The sequence below is a fragment of the Streptomyces sp. NPDC014656 genome, from assembly GCF_043084305.1.
Classification (GTDB): domain Bacteria; phylum Actinomycetota; class Actinomycetes; order Streptomycetales; family Streptomycetaceae; genus Streptomyces.
This window is the reverse complement of sequence record NZ_JBIBZN010000002.1, coordinates 23188-38998: the sequence shown is the minus strand read 5'-3', so window position 1 is coordinate 38998 and position 15811 is coordinate 23188. Positions and strand designations below refer to the sequence as shown.

The window sequence follows — 15811 nt, the reverse complement described above, 5'->3', positions numbered from 1 at the left end:
GAACATGCGGCACTCGCCCGATGCCCCCGCACCGGCTGGGCGAGGAAGGTGGAGGCATCGCAAGGAGCGACACCGACACCACGGCCCAGGGAGCACCCCATGATCGCGTACGAACTCCACCGCACCGTCCACGCCGAGCTGGTCCGCGAGGCCGCCGCCCAGCGCCTCGGCCGCGAGGCCGCCCGCGCCGCCAAGGCCGCCCGCCGGGCCGGCCGCCATGAGGCCGAGGGGCGGGTGAGCACCGGCAAGGACCGCTACACCGCGGTCGCGTGACCCCCGTATGAGCGACCCGCGAGGCGCCTGTGCGATGCTCGGCGCCGTGGAGACCAGGTCCGTCAGCCCCGTCTTCGTCGGCCGCGCCGGCGAACTCACCGCCCTCACCGAGGCGCTCTCCCGCGCGACCGCGGGAGAGCCCCAGGCGCTGCTCGTCGCCGGTGAGGCCGGCGTCGGGAAGACCCGGCTCGTCGAGGAGTTCCGCGACGCCGCCTGCGAGGCCGGCGCCGTCGTCGCCCTCGGCGGCTGCGTGGAGCTCGGCGCCGACGGACTCCCCTTCGCCCCCTTCTCCGCCGCCCTGCGCACCCTGCGGCGGCTCCTCCCCGAGGAGCTCACCGCCGCCGCCGACGGGCACGAGGGCGAGCTCGCCCGCCTCCTCCCCGAGCTCGGCGACCCCGGCGGCCCCGACGCCGGCGACGAGGACGCCACCGCCCGCCTCTTCGAGCTCACCGTCCGCCTGCTGGAACGGCTCGCCGCCGACCGCGCCCTCGTCCTCGTCCTCGAAGACCTCCACTGGGCCGACACCTCCACCCGCCACCTCCTCACCTATCTGCTGCGCACCCTGCGCCGCGGCCGGATCGTGGTCGTCGCCACCTACCGCGCCGACGACATCCACCGCCGCCACCCGCTGCGCCCCCTCCTCGCCGAACTCGACCGGATGCGCACCATCCGCCGCATCGAGCTCTCCCGCTTCACCCGCACCGAGGTGCACCGCCAGCTCACCGGCATCCTGGCCGCCGAACCCGCCCCCGGCCTCGTCGACGAGATCTTCGACCGCTCCGACGGCAACGCCTTCTTCGTCGAGGAACTCGTCGCCTCCCGCTCCTGCGGCGACGGCACGGGACCCCTCAGCGACTCCCTCCGCGACCTGCTCCTGGTCCGCGTCGAGACCCTCCCCGAGGATGCCCAGCGGGTCGCCCGGATCATCGCCGAGGGCGGCTCCAGCGTCGAGCACGGACTCCTCGCCGCCGTCTCCCGCCTCACCGAGGACGAGCTCATCGAGGCCCTGCGCGCCGCCGTCGGCGCCAACATCCTCCTCGCCGTCCCCGACGGCGACGGCTACCGCTTCCGCCACTCCCTGGTCCGCGAGGCCGTCAGCGACGACCTGCTGCCCGGCGAGCGCTCCCGCCTCAACCGCCGCTACGCCGAGGCCCTGGAGGCCGACCCCGGCCTCGTCCGCCCCGACGAGCGCGCCACCCGCCTCGCCACGTACTGGTACCACGCCCACGACCCGGCCAAGGCCCTCCCCGCCGTCCTCGACGCCTCCGTCGCCACCCGCAAGCGCCACGCCTACGCCGAACAGCTCCGCCTCCTCGAACGCGCCATGGAGCTCTGGGACGAGGCCCCCGCCGACATCCGCGCCGGCCTGCGCCCCATCGACTACGCCGAGTCCTACCCGGCCTGCGGCTGCGACCCCGAGGCCACCCCGCTGCGCCACCTCGACCTGCTCGCCGAGGCCGCCGTCGCCGCCCGCCTGTGCGGCGAACGCGAACGCGCCCTCAAGATCGGCAGGATGGCGCTCCGCCTCCTCGACGGCGACGACGAGCACGACCCCCTGAGGGCCGCCTGGTTCTGGGCCGAACAGGCCCGGCTCCAGTCCAACCTCGGCCGCGGCGACGGCTGGACCGAGATCTCCCGCGCCCAGGAACTCGTCAAGGGCCTGCCGCCCTCCGCCGTCCACGCCACCGTCCTCGCCGGAGCCGCCGGCTGGGGCATGCTCCGCAGCCCCGGCCCCGACGCCCTCGCCGCCGCCGAACGCGCCGTCGAGTACGCCCGCCTGGTCAAGGCCGAGGCGACCGAACTCAACGCCCGCCTCACCCTCGGCACGATCATGGTCGCCGCCGGCGACCGCGAGGCCGGCCTCGCCGAGATGCACGCGGTCCGCGAGCGGACCACCGCCCTCGGCCAGTTCCACGAAACCGCCCGGGCCCACATCAACATCGTCTCCGCCCTGGAGTCCCTGGGCCGCTCCGCCGAGGCCGTCGAACTCGCCGACGCCGGCCTCGAACTCACCCGCACCCGCGGCCTCGTCGAGTCCGCCGGATGGATCCGCGGCAACAAGGCCGAGTCCCTCCACTCCCTCGGCCGCTGGGACGAGGCCCGCGCCGAGGCCGAACGCCTCCTCTCCTCCAACACCAGCACCAAGCCCCGCGGCTCCGCCCACCTCCGGCTCGCCCAGATCGCCGTCGCCCGCGGCGAGACGACCACCGCCCTCCGCCACCTCGACGAGGCCCGCGCCGTCTACGGCACCCGCGACCCCATCCCGCAGTACACCCTGCCGCTGGCCGGCATCGACGCCGCCGCGGCCGCCGCCGAGGGCCGCCTCGCCGACGTCCGCGCCCGCCTCGCGGCCGCCGCCGACGCCGGTTTCCCGCCCGGCACCCACCGCTACGGCTGGCCCCTCGTCCTCGCCGCCGTCACCGCCGAGGCCGACAGCCGGGGCCTGCCCGCCGCCGAGGAGGGCCGCGCCGAGGCGCTGGCCGTCATCCGCCGCTGCGTCCGCGCCCTCGCCGCCCCCGCCCCGGTCTGGGCCGCCCACTCGGCCCAGGTCGCCGAGGAGCTGGCCCGCGCCGAAGGCCGGGAGACCTCCGCCCGCTGGGCCGAGGCCGTCGCCGCGTGGACCCCGCTCGACCAGCCCTATCCGCTGGCCCGGGCCCGCCACCGGCTCGCCGACGTCCTCCTCGCCGAGGGCGGCCGGCGCGAGGAGGCCACGGCCCTGCTCCGACAGGCCCACGCCACCGCCGTCGCCCTCGGCGCCCGCCCGCTCCGCGAGGACGTCGAACTGCTCGCCGCCCGCGCCCGCATCGCCCTCGCCGACGACACCGGCCCCGGCACCCCGGAGACGGAACCCGGGGCGGACGTCTTCGGCCTGACCCCCCGCGAACAGGACGTCCTGCGCCTGGTCGCGGCCGGCCGCACCAACCGGCAGATCGCCGAGGAGCTGTTCATCTCACCGAAGACGGCCAGCGTCCACGTCTCCAACATCCTCGCCAAACTCGGCGTCTCCGGCCGCGGCGAGGCCGCGGCGATGGCCCACCGCCTCCACCTCCTCGACACCCCCCGCTGACCCCGCGCCCCGCCCCGGCCCCGTACGCCGCCCGCGGGCCGGGGCCGTCATCTCACGTCGAGCCGCAGGATCCGGTCGTCCCCCGCCTCCGGGGTGCCCCGGCCGTCGGTCTCGCTCGTCACCAGCCACAGCCGTCCGGCCCCGTCCGCGAGGACCGTCCGCAGCCGCCCGTACTCCCCGCCCAGGAACGCCTCCGGCTCACCGGACCGCTCCGCCCCCGACAGCGGGATCCGCCACAGCCGCTCGCCCCGCAGCCCCGCCATCCACACCGCGCCCCGGGCGTAGGCGATCCCGCTCGGCGAGGCCTCCGAGGTCGGCCACTGCGCCACCGGGTCCACGAAGCCGTCCCGCCCGGCCTTCCCCTCGGCCTCCGGCCAGCCGTAGTTCCGCCCCGGCTCGACCAGGTTCAGCTCGTCCCACGTGTTCTGCCCGAACTCGGCCGCCCACAGCCGCCCTTCGGCGTCCCAGGCGATCCCCTGCACGTTCCGGTGGCCGTACGAGTAGACCACCGAGCCCGCGAAGGGATTGCCGGGCGCCGGCTCGCCCTCCGGGGTCATCCGCAGGATCTTCCCGCCCAGCGACGCCCGGTCCTGAGCCAGCCCGGTCTCACCCGTCTCGCCCGTCCCCGCGTACAGCATCCCGTCCGGCCCGAAGGCGATCCGCCCGCCGTTGTGGACCCTGCCCTTGGGGATGCCGGTGAGCACCGGCTCCGGCGCCTCCAGCCGGTCGCCGGCCCCGCCGCCGTACCGCATCCGCACGATCCGGTTGTCCGCCTCCGCGGTCAGGTACGCGTACACCCACCCGTCGCGCACGGCCAGGCCCATCAGGCCGCCCTCGCCGCCCGGCACCACGCCCGGGACCTCGCCCAGCGAGCGCCGCGCCCCGCTCCGCCCGTCCACCCGGGTGACCGTCCGCTCGTCCCGCGAGGAGACCAGCAGGTCGCCGCCCGGCAGCGTGGCGAGCCCCCACGGCGAGCGCAGCCCCTCGGTGAGCGTCCCCGCCACCGCCACCCGCCCCTCGCCCGCCGGAGCCGCGGGCGCGGAGGCGGCGGGGGAGCCGCTGGAGGCGGCCGGCGGCGAGGTGCCCCGGACGCCGGCGTCACCGTCCGAGGAGCAGCCCGCCGCGCACACCAGCGCGACGACGGCCCCCACGGCCCTCAGCACAGCAGGACGGCTCATGATCCGGTCCCTCCGACGGTTACGAGAAGTCGAGCGGCATCCCTTCCACCTTTGATACACCGCTCGCCCTCCACGCGTTCCCACCTCCGGCCGACTTTCTCGGATCTCCGCCGAAACCGCGGGTCAGGGCCGTACTAGTCCCAGGACTCCCGCGCCGCCGGCAGCGCCGCGAGCTCCGCCAGATCGCCCTCGGTGAGCCGCAGCCCCGCCGCCCCGGCGTTCTCCACCGCCCACCGCTCCCGCTTCGTCCCCGGCACCGGCACCACGTGCCGCCCCTGCGCCAGCACCCACGCCAGCGCCACCTGCGCCGCGGTCACCCCGTCGCCGTGCCGCGCGGCCACCCGCCGCAGCCCGGCCACGAGCGGCTGGTTCGCGGCCATCATCTCGGCCGTGAAGCGGGGGTGCCGGGCCCGCGGGTCGTCCGGCTCGAAGCCACCGCCCGGCGTCAGCGTCCCGGTCAGGAAACCGCTGCCCAGCGGCATCGCCGCGAGCATCCCGATCCCGCGCGCCGCGCACCAGGGCAGCAGCCGCGCCAGCGCCTCCGGCGCCCACACCGACAGCTCGGCCTGCACCGCCGCCACCGGGAACACCTGCTGCACCCGGCCCAGCTGACGGATCGTTCCCTCGTACAGATCGCCGGTCGGCGAACGCCGGGTCCGCCGCACCCCGACGGCACTCAGCCCGAGCGCCCGCACCTTGCCCGCGGCCACCAGCCCCGCCATCGCGCCCCAGGTCTCCTCCACCGGGACCTCCGGGTCCGCGCGGTGCAGGAGGTACAGGTCGAGGACGTCCGTCTGGAGCCGCCGCAGGGAGGCGTCGCAGGCCCGGCGGACGTACTCCGGACGGCCGTTGGCGACCACGTGCCCGTCGCCGACGAGCAGTCCGCACTTCGTCGACACGAAGACGTCCGCCCGGCGCTCCTTCAGGGCCCGCCCCAGCAGCAGTTCATTGGTGAACGGCCCGTACATGTCGGCCGTGTCGAGCAGGCTCACCCCGGCGTCGAGGGCCGCGTGCACGGCCCGCAGCGAGCGGTCGCCCCGCTGCTCCGAGCGGCCGTAGGCCCAGTTCATCGGCATGCAGCCGAGGCCGATGGCCCCCACGTCGAGCGCCGTCGCCCCGATAGTCCTGCGCTCCACGTGCCGCTACCCCTCCTTGTGCCGCCCCCCAAAGTAACCAATGGCGTGCGGGTTTCTTCGCATAGCCTCCCCGTCATGACACTCGCACCCACCGCCGCCGACGTGTGGCTTCCGATCCCCGCCGACGAGATCGACGGGCTGCCCGGCCCGGGCGCGTCGGGGCTGAACTACCGCTTCTGGGACGGCGGAGCCGACTTCCCGGCCGATCCCGCGCACTGCGCCTTCTACGTCGTCCCGTACATGAAGGGCTCCGCGATCGCGGTCCGGCCGCTCCCGGCGATGACCTCGCTGCGCGTCGTCCAGACCCTCTCGGCCGGCATCGACCACGTCGTGCCCGGCCTCGGCGAGCTCGGCGCCGGTGTCTCGGTCTGCAACGCCAAGGGCGTCCACGAGGCCAGCACCGCCGAACTCGCGCTCGCCCTGATCCTGGCCTCCCTGCGCGGCATCCCGCGCTTCGTGCGCGGCCAGGACGCGGAGGAGTGGCGGGACGGCTTCTATCCGGCGCTCGCCGACAAGTCCGTCCTGATCGTCGGGTACGGATCGATCGGCTCGGCGATCGAGGACCGGCTCGCGCCCTTCGAGTGCGCGCGGGTGGCGCGCGTCGCACGCTCCGCGCGCACCACGGCCCGCGGTCCCGTGCACGCCCTGGCCGATCTGCCCGGCCTGCTGCCCGAGGCCGACGTGGTGGTGCTCTCCACCCCGCTCACGCCCGCGACCCGGCACCTGGCCGACGCGGGGTTCCTCGCCCGGATGAGGGACGGGGCGCTGCTCGTCAATGTCGCCCGGGGCCCGGTGGTCGACACGAACGCCCTGCTCAAGGAGGTCGAGAGCGGGCGGATCACGGCGGCGCTCGATGTGACCGACCCGGAACCGCTGCCGGCCGGACACCCGCTGTGGCACGCTCCCGGTGTGCTCCTCACCCCCCATGTCGGCGGTTCCACCTCGGCGTTCATGCCGCGGGCGAAGCGGCTGATCGCGGCGCAGGTCGGACGGTTCGCGGCGGGGGAGGAGCTCGCGAACGTCCTCCGCACCACCTGAGGCCCGCCGCCCGGGGCGGTCCGGCCGTGCGCGCCCCCGTCGCGCGCCGCTCACAAGCCCCCCTCAGTCACGGAGAGTACTGCGGCCCTGTCCCTGAGTGACGGTCCTGGTGTATCGTCCCGGATCGGGGGACTGCGTCGTGTACGGGCTGACGCTGGGGAGCGAAGTGACGGGTCATCAGATTCCGAGGGGGGTGACGGGTGAAGCACGGCCGACGGACCGGCGGTCCGGCGCGGCGAAGCCGCCGCCGACGACTCTCCCGCGCCTCGCTGCCGGTCTCGCGCGGTCGGTGCCGGACCAGGCCGCGCCCCACCGCGCGGAGTGCCTGGACGGCACGCCGCCGCACGGCGACGCCACGGGCCTGCCCCGCGTCCCGGACCCCGACCCCCGCGGCACCGAGACGCCGCGGCCGGCCGGCCCCGTCCCGCCCCGCGGCCACGCCGCACCCGGCCCGGCCCGGCTCGCCGTCCCCGTCCCGGAGTCGTACGCCCGTGCCCCCGGCACTCGCGTCCCGGCCCCCGCACGCCCCGGCCCCGGCGCGGCGGCCGCTCCCCCCGTCCCCCACGCCTCCGGCGCGGCGGACGGCGAGGACGGCGGCTTCGGGCACGGCGAGGGGCGGGAGGAAGCGGTGAGCGGCCCCGGCGCGACCGCGGTCATGCGGCGCGGGGCCCCGCCGGCGGGGCCCGGCCTCCCCGGCCCCGAGCGCTCCGTCCCCGGGCCGGACCGCCGCGCCCCCTGGGCCGGCTCGCTCCTCGCGCAGATCGCCCTCGGCCTCGTCTGCGCCGGCTACACCACCGGCGCCGCCCTCGGCTGGGGATCCCCCCGGCTCGCCCTGTTCATGGGCGACTTCGGGCTGAGCGCCGCCGCCCTCACCGCCGCCGTCTCCTGCTTCCTCTACGCCAGGACCGAGCGCGGCGGCACCCGTCCCGCCTGGCTCCTCTTCGCCTTCTCGTCCTTCATGGCCGGCGCCGGGAACGCCGTCTGGGGCTGGTACGAGGTCGTGCTCGGCCAGGAGGTCCCCGAGTCCTCCGTCGCCGACCTCTTCTTCTTACTCTTCGCCCCGCCCGCCATCGTCGGCCTCCTCGTCCTCGCCAAGAAGCCCGTCACCCGGGCCGGCTGGGTCTGCCTGGGGCTCGACGCCTGGCTCATCGCCGGGTCCCTGCTGACCCTCTCCTGGAGCCTCGCCCTCGCCCACACCGCCCACTTCCAGGGCGAGTCCGTGGCCCAGGCCGCACTGTCGCTCGCGTACCCGCTGCTCGACATCGTGCTCGTCAGCATGGTCCTCGCGCTCCACTTCCGGCGCTCCCAGGCCAACCGCTCGGCGGTCAACACCGCCATCGCCGCGCTCGCCCTCACCGTGCTCTGCGACGCCCTCTTCACCTCGCCGCTGCTGCGCGCCAACTACGTCTCGGGCCAGCTGCTCGACGCCGGCTGGTTCGCCGGCTCCCTGCTGCTCGCCTACGCCCCCTGGGGCGTCCACCGCCCGCCGGAGCCCGCGGCGGCCCGCGGCCCGGGGCTGCCCAGCCGGCCCATCGCCGGCTCGCTTGCCGCCCTCACCCCGTACCTCGCTGCCGCCGTCTGCACCCTCGGCATCCTGTACAACGTGGTCGAGGGCCGCCGGGTCGACCGCGTCGTCGTCCTGACCGGCTGCGCCGTCGTCCTCGCGCTCGTCGTCCGCCAGGGCATCATGCTGATCGACAACATCGCCCTCACCCACGAACTGGCCCAGAAGGAGAACCACTTCAGGTCGCTCGTGCAGAGCTCCAGCGACGTCATCATGATCGCCGCGCCCAGCGGCGTCCTGCGGTACGTCAGCCCCGCCGCCACCGGGGTGTACGGCCGCGACGCGGAGGAGCTGGTCGGCTCCGAACTGGCCGCGCTCATCCATCCCGAGGACCTCGGCGCCGTCGTCCACGAGGTGCGCCGCTTCCTCGCCGCCTCGCCCGCCGAGGAGCCCACCACCCGCATCGAGTGCCGCTTCCGCTCCGGCGCCGGGAACTGGCTCAACGTCGAGTCCACCGTCAACCGCCACCAGGGCGGCCTGATCTTCAACAGCCGCGACGTGACCGAGCGGGTACGCCTCCAGGCCCAGCTGCAGCACAACGCCGAGCACGATCCGCTGACCGACCTGCCCAACCGCGCGCTCTTCACCCGCCGGGTGGGGCAGGCCCTCGGCGGCCGCCGCTCCTCCGACCCCGGCACCGCCGTCCTCTTCATCGACCTCGACGGCTTCAAGGCGGTCAACGACCGGCTCGGCCACCAGGCCGGCGACGACCTCCTGATCCAGGCCGCCCGCCGCCTCCAGGAGGCCGTACGGTCCGGGGACACCGCCGCCCGGCTCGGCGGCGACGAGTTCGCCGCCCTCATCCTGGGCGACGGCCTGCGCGACCGCGCCGCCCGCGAGGCCCAGGTCCAGGAGATCGCCGACCGGCTCCGGCTCACCCTCTCCCGCCCCTACCGCGTCGACGGCGGCACCGAGGCCCGGGTCGCCGCCTCCATCGGCGTCGCCTTCGCCGAGCCCGGCATCGGCGCCGCCGACCTGCTGCGCAACGCCGACCTCGCCATGTACCGGGCCAAGGCCGGCGGCAAGGACCGCGTCGAGCTGTACGTGCCCCAGATGCAGGCCGAGGTGGTCCGGCGCACCGAACTCGCCGCACGGCTGCGCAGCGCGCTCCACGACGGCGAGTTCGCCCTCCTCCACCAGCCGGTCGTGGACCTCGCCACCGGCCGGGTCTCCGCCGTCAGCGCGCAGGCACGCTGGCGGTCCGCCCAGGGCATCCTCTTCACCCCCGCCGAGTACCTGCGGGTCACCGACGACGGCGAGCGCACCGCCGAGCTGGGCCGCTGGCTCCTGGAGGAGGCCGTCGAGCAGGCCGCCGAGCGGGCCGGCATCGGCCACCGCACCCCGGTCTCGGTCCGGCTCTCCGCCCGCCGCCTCCTCGACCGCTCGATGCCCCTCGGCTCCGTCGAGGCGCTGCTGGCCCGGCACGGGCTGCCGTCCGGCTCGCTCGTCCTGGAGCTGGCCGACACCGACCACAGGATCCCGCTGGACGAGCTGGAGCAGCGCCTGGTCACGCTGCGCCGGCTCGGCGTGCGGATCGCGCTGGACGGTTTCGGCAGCGGACACGTCGCCGTCCACGCGCTGCGGCGCCTTCCGGTCGACATACTGAAACTGGACAGGGCGCTCGTCGAGGGCGTGGTCGAGTCCGCCCGGCTCCGCAAGATCACCAGCGGTGTGCTCCGCATCGCCGGCGAGCTGGGCATGCAGACGGTCGCCGAGGGCGTCGACGTGCCCGAGCAGGTGCTCGCCCTGCGGGCCATGGGCTGCCGGCACGCGCAGGGCATGGCCTTCTCCGGCCCGCTCGACGAGTACCGGCTCCGCCGGGCCCTCGTGCGGGGCGACTACCCGCTGCCCGGAGCCGTCTCCGTACCGGCCGGGACGGGCCGGGAGACACGGCGGAATCCATCCCCCGATCAGCTCACATGATGAGACGCGCGTCCCACCCACTTGACAGTGATGTGGCCCGGGAGGGAGGGTCAGTGCCATGCGCACCCGAATTCTCGTACTTGGAAAGCGCGTCGGCTGAAGCCGGGCCCATGAAGGCCGGCTGAGAACCATCCGACGCGCTCCCCTCGCTTGCCTTCCGGCACGAGGGGTTTTTTGTTGCACCGGTTCTCCCGGAAGTCGACGCGAAACCCCGTAAAACCCCCGCAAAAAACCCTCTGCTTCGAGAAGAGATGCTGATGACCGAGCAGGCCACCGGGCACCATCCGCAGCCGCGGCCCCGCAGCGGCGCGACGCCCGCCCCCACCGTCGAGCACGTCACGGGCGCGCAGTCCCTCATCCGTTCTCTCGAAGAGGTGGGTGCGGACACCGTCTTCGGCATCCCGGGCGGCTGCATCCTCCCCGCGTACGACCCGATGATGGACAGCACGAGGGTCCGCCACATCCTGGTCCGCCACGAGCAGGGCGCCGGCCACGCGGCCACCGGCTACGCCCAGGCCACCGGCAAGGTCGGCGTCTGCATGGCGACCTCCGGTCCCGGCGCGACCAACCTGGTCACCCCGATCGCCGACGCGCACATGGACTCGGTCCCGCTGGTCGCGATCACCGGCCAGGTCGCCTCCAAGGCGATCGGCACCGACGCCTTCCAGGAGGCGGACATCGTCGGCATCACCATGCCGGTCACCAAGCACAACTTCCTGGTCACCAAGGCCGAGGACATCGCGAAGACCATCGCCGAGGCCTTCCACATCGCCTCCACCGGCCGGCCCGGCCCGGTCCTGGTCGACATCGCCAAGGACGCCCTGCAGGCGAAGACCACCTTCTCCTGGCCGCCGCAGACCGACCTGCCCGGCTACCGCCCGGTCACCAAGCCGCACGCCAAGCAGATCCGCGAGGCCGCGAAGCTCATCGCCGCCGCCAAGCGCCCGGTCCTCTACGTCGGCGGCGGCGTCATCAAGTCGGGTGCCACGGCCGAGCTGAAGATCCTGGCCGAGCTCACCGGCGCCCCCGTCACCACCACCCTGATGGCCCTCGGCGCCTTCCCCGACAGCCACCCGCTGCACGTCGGCATGCCCGGCATGCACGGCGCCGTCACCGCCGTCACCGCGCTCCAGAAGGCCGACCTGATCGTCGCCCTCGGCGCCCGCTTCGACGACCGCGTCACCGGCAAGCTCGACAGCTTCGCCCCGTACGCCAAGATCGTCCACGCGGACATCGACCCGGCCGAGATCGGCAAGAACCGCGCCGCCGACGTCCCGATCGTCGGCGACGCCCGCGAGGTCATCGCCGACCTGGTCCAGGCCGTCCAGGCCGAGCACAGCGAGGGCAACCAGGGTGACTACTCCGCCTGGTGGTCCGACCTGAACCGCTGGCGCGAGACCTACCCGCTCGGCTACGACCTGCCGGAGGACGGCAGCCTCTCCCCGCAGCAGGTCATCCAGCGCATCGGCCGGCTCGCCCCCGAGGGCACGATCTTCACCGCGGGCGTCGGCCAGCACCAGATGTGGGCCGCCCACTTCATCGACTACGAGAAGCCGGGCACCTGGCTGAACTCCGGCGGCCTGGGGACCATGGGCTACGCCGTCCCGGCCGCCATGGGCGCCAAGGCCGGCGCGCCCGACCGGACGGTCTGGGCGATCGACGGCGACGGCTGCTTCCAGATGACCAACCAGGAGCTCACCACCTGCGCCCTGAACAACATCCCGATCAAGGTCGCCATCATCAACAACGGCGCCCTCGGGATGGTCCGCCAGTGGCAGACCCTGTTCTACAACCAGCGCTACTCCAACACCGTCCTGCACTCCGGCCCGGACGACGTCAACCCGGAGGCCAAGGGCACCCGCGTCCCGGACTTCGTGAAGCTGTCCGAGGCCATGGGCTGCGTCGCCCTGCGCTGCGAGTCCCCGGACGACCTCGACAAGGTCATCGCCGAGGCCAACGCCATCAACGACCGGCCGGTCGTCATCGACTTCATCGTCCACGAGGACGCCCAGGTCTGGCCCATGGTCGCCGCCGGCACCTCCAACGACGAGGTCATGGCCGCCCGGGGCGTCCGCCCCGACTTCGGCGACGGCGAAGACGACTGAGCAGCGACGAGCCACAGGGAAGAGGCCCACACACCATGACCAAGCACACGCTCTCCGTCCTCGTCGAGAACACGCCCGGCATCCTCGCCCGGATCGCCGCCCTGTTCTCCCGTCGCGGCTTCAACATCGACTCCCTCGCCGTCGGCGTCACCGAGCACCCCGACATCAGCCGCATCACCATCGTGGTCAACGTCGAGTCGCTGCCCCTGGAACAGGTCACCAAGCAGCTCAACAAGCTGGTCAACGTCCTGAAGATCGTCGAACTCGAGCCCAGCGCCGCGATCCAGCGCGAGCTCGTCCTGGTGAAGGTCCGCGCCGACAACGAGACCCGCTCCCAGATCGTCGAGATCGTCAAGCTCTTCCGCGCCAAGACCGTCGACGTCTCGCCCGAGGCCGTCACCATCGAGGCCACCGGTTCGAGCGACAAGCTGGACGCCATGCTCAAGATGCTGGAGCAGTTCGGCATCAAGGAGCTCGTCCAGTCGGGCACCATCGCCATAGGGCGTGGCGCCCGGTCCATCACGGACCGGTCCCTGCGGGCACTCGACCGCAGCGCCTGAGAGTCACCGCGGTCCGACCGCCGGTCCACCCGACGGTCCGACTGACGAGACCCGAGAACTTCCCTTCCGCTCCCCGCCGTACGGTGGGACGCAACACCAGCACCTCAAGGAGATTTCCAGTGGCCGAGCTGTTCTACGACGCCGACGCCGACCTCTCGATCATCCAGGGCCGCAAGGTCGCGGTGATCGGTTACGGCAGCCAGGGCCACGCCCACGCGCTGTCGCTCCGCGACTCGGGTGTCGACGTCCGCGTCGGTCTGCACGAGGGCTCGAAGTCCAAGGCCAAGGCCGAGGAGCAGGGCCTGCGCGTGGTCACCCCCGCCGAGGCGGCGGCCGAGGCCGACCTCATCATGATCCTGATCCCGGACCCGATCCAGGCCAAGGTCTACGAGGAGTCCATCGCCCCGAACCTGAAGGACGGCGACGCGCTGTTCTTCGCCCACGGCTTCAACGTCCGCTTCGGCTTCATCAAGCCCCCGGCCGGCGTCGACGTCGCCCTGGTCGCCCCGAAGGGCCCGGGCCACCTGGTCCGCCGCCAGTACGAGGAGGGCCGCGGCGTCCCCGCGATCGCCGCCGTCGAGCAGGACGCCACCGGCAACGCCTTCGCGCTCGCCCTCTCCTACGCCAAGGCGATCGGCGGCACCCGCGCCGGCGTCATCAAGACCACCTTCACCGAGGAGACCGAGACCGACCTCTTCGGCGAGCAGGCCGTCCTCTGCGGTGGCGCGTCCGCCCTGGTCAAGGCCGGCTTCGAGACCCTGGTCGAGGCCGGCTACCAGCCGGAGATCGCCTACTTCGAGTGCCTCCACGAGCTGAAGCTGATCGTGGACCTCATGTACGAGGGCGGCCTGGAGAAGATGCGCTGGTCCGTCTCCGAGACCGCCGAGTGGGGCGACTACATCACCGGCCCGCGCGTCATCACCGCCGACACCAAGGCGGAGATGAAGAAGGTCCTCACCGAGATCCAGGACGGCACCTTCGCCAAGAACTGGATGGACGAGTACCACGGCGGTCTGAAGAAGTACAACGAGTACAAGACCCAGGACGAGAAGCACCTCCTGGAGACCACCGGCAAGGAGCTGCGCAAGCTCATGAGCTGGGTGAACGACGAGGAGGCGTAAGCCCCTCGGCGCGGGGCCGGACGCTCTGTCCGGCCCCGCGCCGCTTCCTTGGACACCCCGTCCAACCACGGACGGGTGATCCTTCCAACGAGGCGTACGACGTGCGCCGATGCGGCACTACACTGCTCAACAACATCGCGTCTGGCCCACAGCGTCGTGCGCTTCCACGCGGCAAGCCCCCTCCACCGCCTGCGGCCGTCGGGACGGCCGTCCGCACTGCCTCTGTGAGGACTCACGTGAGCTCGAAACCTGTCGTACTCATCGCTGAAGAGCTGTCGCCCGCCACCGTCGACGCGCTGGGCCCGGACTTCGAGATCCGGCACTGCAACGGCGCCGACCGCGCCGAGCTGCTCCCCGCGATCGCCGACGTCGACGCCATCCTCATCCGCTCCGCCACCAAGGTCGACGCGGAGGCCATCGCCGCCGCGCAGAAGCTGCGGGTCGTCGCCCGCGCCGGTGTCGGTCTGGACAACGTGGACGTCTCCGCCGCCACCAAGGCCGGCGTGATGGTCGTCAACGCCCCGACGTCCAACATCGTCACCGCCGCCGAGCTCGCGTGCGGTCTGCTCGTCGCCACCGCGCGCAACATCCCGCAGGCCAACACCGCGCTGAAGAACGGCGAGTGGAAGCGGAACAAGTACACCGGCGTCGAGCTCAGCGAGAAGACCCTCGGCGTCGTCGGCCTCGGCCGCATCGGCGTCCTGGTCGCCCAGCGGATGTCCGCCTTCGGCATGAAGATCGTCGCGTACGACCCCTACGTGCAGCCGGCCCGCGCCGCCCAGATGGGGGTGAAGCTGCTGGCCCTGGACGAGCTCCTGGAGGTCGCCGACTTCATCACCGTCCACCTGCCGAAGACCCCCGAGACCCTCGGTCTCATCGGCGACGACGCGCTGCACAAGGTCAAGCCGAGCGTCCGGATCGTCAACGCCGCCCGCGGCGGGATCGTCGACGAGGCCGCGCTGTACTCGGCCCTCAAGGAGGGCCGCGTCGCCGGCGCCGGCCTCGACGTGTACGCCAAGGAGCCCTGCACGGACTCCCCGCTCTTCGAGCTCGACCAGGTCGTCTGCACCCCGCACCTGGGCGCCTCCACCGACGAGGCCCAGGAGAAGGCCGGCATCGCCGTCGCCAAGTCGGTGCGCCTCGCGCTCGCCGGCGAGCTGGTCCCGGACGCGGTCAACGTCCAGGGCGGCGTCATCGCCGAGGACGTCAAGCCGGGCCTGCCGCTCGCCGAGAAGCTCGGCCGGATCTTCACCGCCCTCGCGGGCGAGGTCGCGGCCCGCCTCGACGTCGAGGTCTACGGCGAGATCACCCAGCACGACGTCAAGGTGCTCGAACTCTCCGCGCTCAAGGGCGTGTTCGAGGACGTGGTCGACGAGACCGTGTCCTACGTGAACGCCCCGCTCTTCGCGCAGGAGCGCGGTGTCGAGGTCCGCCTCACCACCAGCTCCGAGTCGCCCGACCACCGCAATGTGGTCACCGTGCGCGGCACGCTCTCCAGCGGCGAGGAGGTCGCCGTCTCCGGCACCCTGGCCGGTCCCAAGCACCTCCAGAAGATCGTCGCCGTCGGCGACTACGACGTGGACCTCGCGCTCGCCGACCACATGGTCGTGCTGCGCTACGAGGACCGTCCCGGCGTCGTCGGCACCGTCGGCCGGATCCTCGGCGAGGCCGGTCTGAACATCGCGGGCATGCAGGTCTCCCGCACGGAGGAGGGCGGCGAGGCGCTCGTCGTGCTCACCGTCGACGACACCGTGCCGGCGGCCGTGATCGCCGAGATCTCCACGGAGATCGGCGCCGCCTCGGCCCGCTCGGTCAACCTGGTCTGACCCGCCGCCCGGCCCGACGC

Annotated in this window: 10 protein-coding genes; 8 read left to right on the top strand and 2 right to left on the bottom strand. The window is 73.6% G+C overall.

Features of this window, described 5'->3' with window-relative positions; translation table 11 throughout:
* Nucleotides 1–99: 99 nt before the first annotated feature.
* The gene (locus ACF1ED_RS04075; RefSeq protein WP_391756842.1) at nucleotides 100–273 is read left to right on the top strand and encodes a hypothetical protein; all 174 of its coding nucleotides are present in this window, start codon (nucleotides 100–102) and stop codon (nucleotides 271–273) included.
* A gap of 7 nt (nucleotides 274–280) precedes the next feature.
* Nucleotides 281–3340, top strand: coding sequence for an AAA family ATPase (locus ACF1ED_RS04070; protein ID WP_391756841.1), 3060 nt, complete (start codon nucleotides 281–283; stop codon nucleotides 3338–3340).
* Nucleotides 3341–3387: 47 nt separating this feature from the next.
* Here ACF1ED_RS04070 and ACF1ED_RS04065 read toward each other — a convergent pair whose 3' ends face one another.
* Both ACF1ED_RS04065 and ACF1ED_RS04060 read right to left on the bottom strand, forming a co-directional pair.
* On the bottom strand, nucleotides 3388–4518 hold the full coding sequence (locus tag ACF1ED_RS04065; RefSeq protein WP_391756840.1) for a PQQ-dependent sugar dehydrogenase: 1131 nt from the start codon (nucleotides 4516–4518) through the stop codon (nucleotides 3388–3390).
* 134 nt (nucleotides 4519–4652) lie between these two features.
* Nucleotides 4653–5654 carry an aldo/keto reductase gene (locus tag ACF1ED_RS04060; RefSeq protein WP_391756839.1) on the bottom strand — a complete coding sequence of 334 codons (1002 nt, stop codon included), beginning with the start codon at nucleotides 5652–5654 and terminating at the stop codon, nucleotides 4653–4655.
* Nucleotides 5655–5729: 75 nt separating this feature from the next.
* On the opposite strand from ACF1ED_RS04060, the gene ACF1ED_RS04055 reads away from it, so the two are divergent.
* The 6 genes from ACF1ED_RS04055 to serA all read left to right on the top strand — a co-directional run bounded on the left by ACF1ED_RS04055 (nucleotide 5730) and on the right by serA (nucleotide 15791).
* A complete protein-coding gene (locus tag ACF1ED_RS04055; RefSeq protein WP_391756838.1) occupies nucleotides 5730–6692 on the top strand; it encodes a 2-hydroxyacid dehydrogenase in 963 nt (320 codons plus the stop codon).
* A 628-nt stretch (nucleotides 6693–7320) separates the two neighbouring features.
* On the top strand, nucleotides 7321–10179 hold the full coding sequence (locus ACF1ED_RS04050; RefSeq protein WP_391757486.1) for a putative bifunctional diguanylate cyclase/phosphodiesterase: 2859 nt from the start codon (nucleotides 7321–7323) through the stop codon (nucleotides 10177–10179).
* Nucleotides 10180–10430: 251 nt separating this feature from the next.
* Nucleotides 10431–12284, top strand: coding sequence for an acetolactate synthase large subunit (locus tag ACF1ED_RS04045; protein ID WP_391756837.1), 1854 nt, complete (start codon nucleotides 10431–10433; stop codon nucleotides 12282–12284).
* 35 nt (nucleotides 12285–12319) lie between these two features.
* A complete protein-coding gene (gene ilvN / locus ACF1ED_RS04040) occupies nucleotides 12320–12844 on the top strand; it encodes an acetolactate synthase small subunit (RefSeq protein WP_360317359.1) in 525 nt (174 codons plus the stop codon).
* Between the two features lie 119 nt (nucleotides 12845–12963).
* Nucleotides 12964–13965, top strand: a complete 1002-nt coding sequence (gene ilvC, locus ACF1ED_RS04035) for a ketol-acid reductoisomerase (RefSeq protein ID WP_043219930.1) — start codon at nucleotides 12964–12966, stop codon at nucleotides 13963–13965.
* A 236-nt stretch (nucleotides 13966–14201) separates the two neighbouring features.
* A complete protein-coding gene (gene serA / locus ACF1ED_RS04030; protein ID WP_391756836.1) occupies nucleotides 14202–15791 on the top strand; it encodes a phosphoglycerate dehydrogenase in 1590 nt (529 codons plus the stop codon).
* Nucleotides 15792–15811: the final 20 nt, after the last annotated feature.

Coding starts and splice junctions, on each gene's coding strand:
- ACF1ED_RS04075 (WP_391756842.1), top strand. CDS start 100: ATGATCGCGTACGAACTCCACCGCACCGTCCACGCCGAGCTGGTCCGC.
- ACF1ED_RS04070 (WP_391756841.1), top strand. CDS start 281: ATGAGCGACCCGCGAGGCGCCTGTGCGATGCTCGGCGCCGTGGAGACC.
- ACF1ED_RS04065 (WP_391756840.1), bottom strand. CDS start 4,518: ATGAGCCGTCCTGCTGTGCTGAGGGCCGTGGGGGCCGTCGTCGCGCTG.
- ACF1ED_RS04055 (WP_391756838.1), top strand. CDS start 5,730: ATGACACTCGCACCCACCGCCGCCGACGTGTGGCTTCCGATCCCCGCC.
- ACF1ED_RS04045 (WP_391756837.1), top strand. CDS start 10,431: ATGCTGATGACCGAGCAGGCCACCGGGCACCATCCGCAGCCGCGGCCC.
- ilvN (WP_360317359.1), top strand. CDS start 12,320: ATGACCAAGCACACGCTCTCCGTCCTCGTCGAGAACACGCCCGGCATC.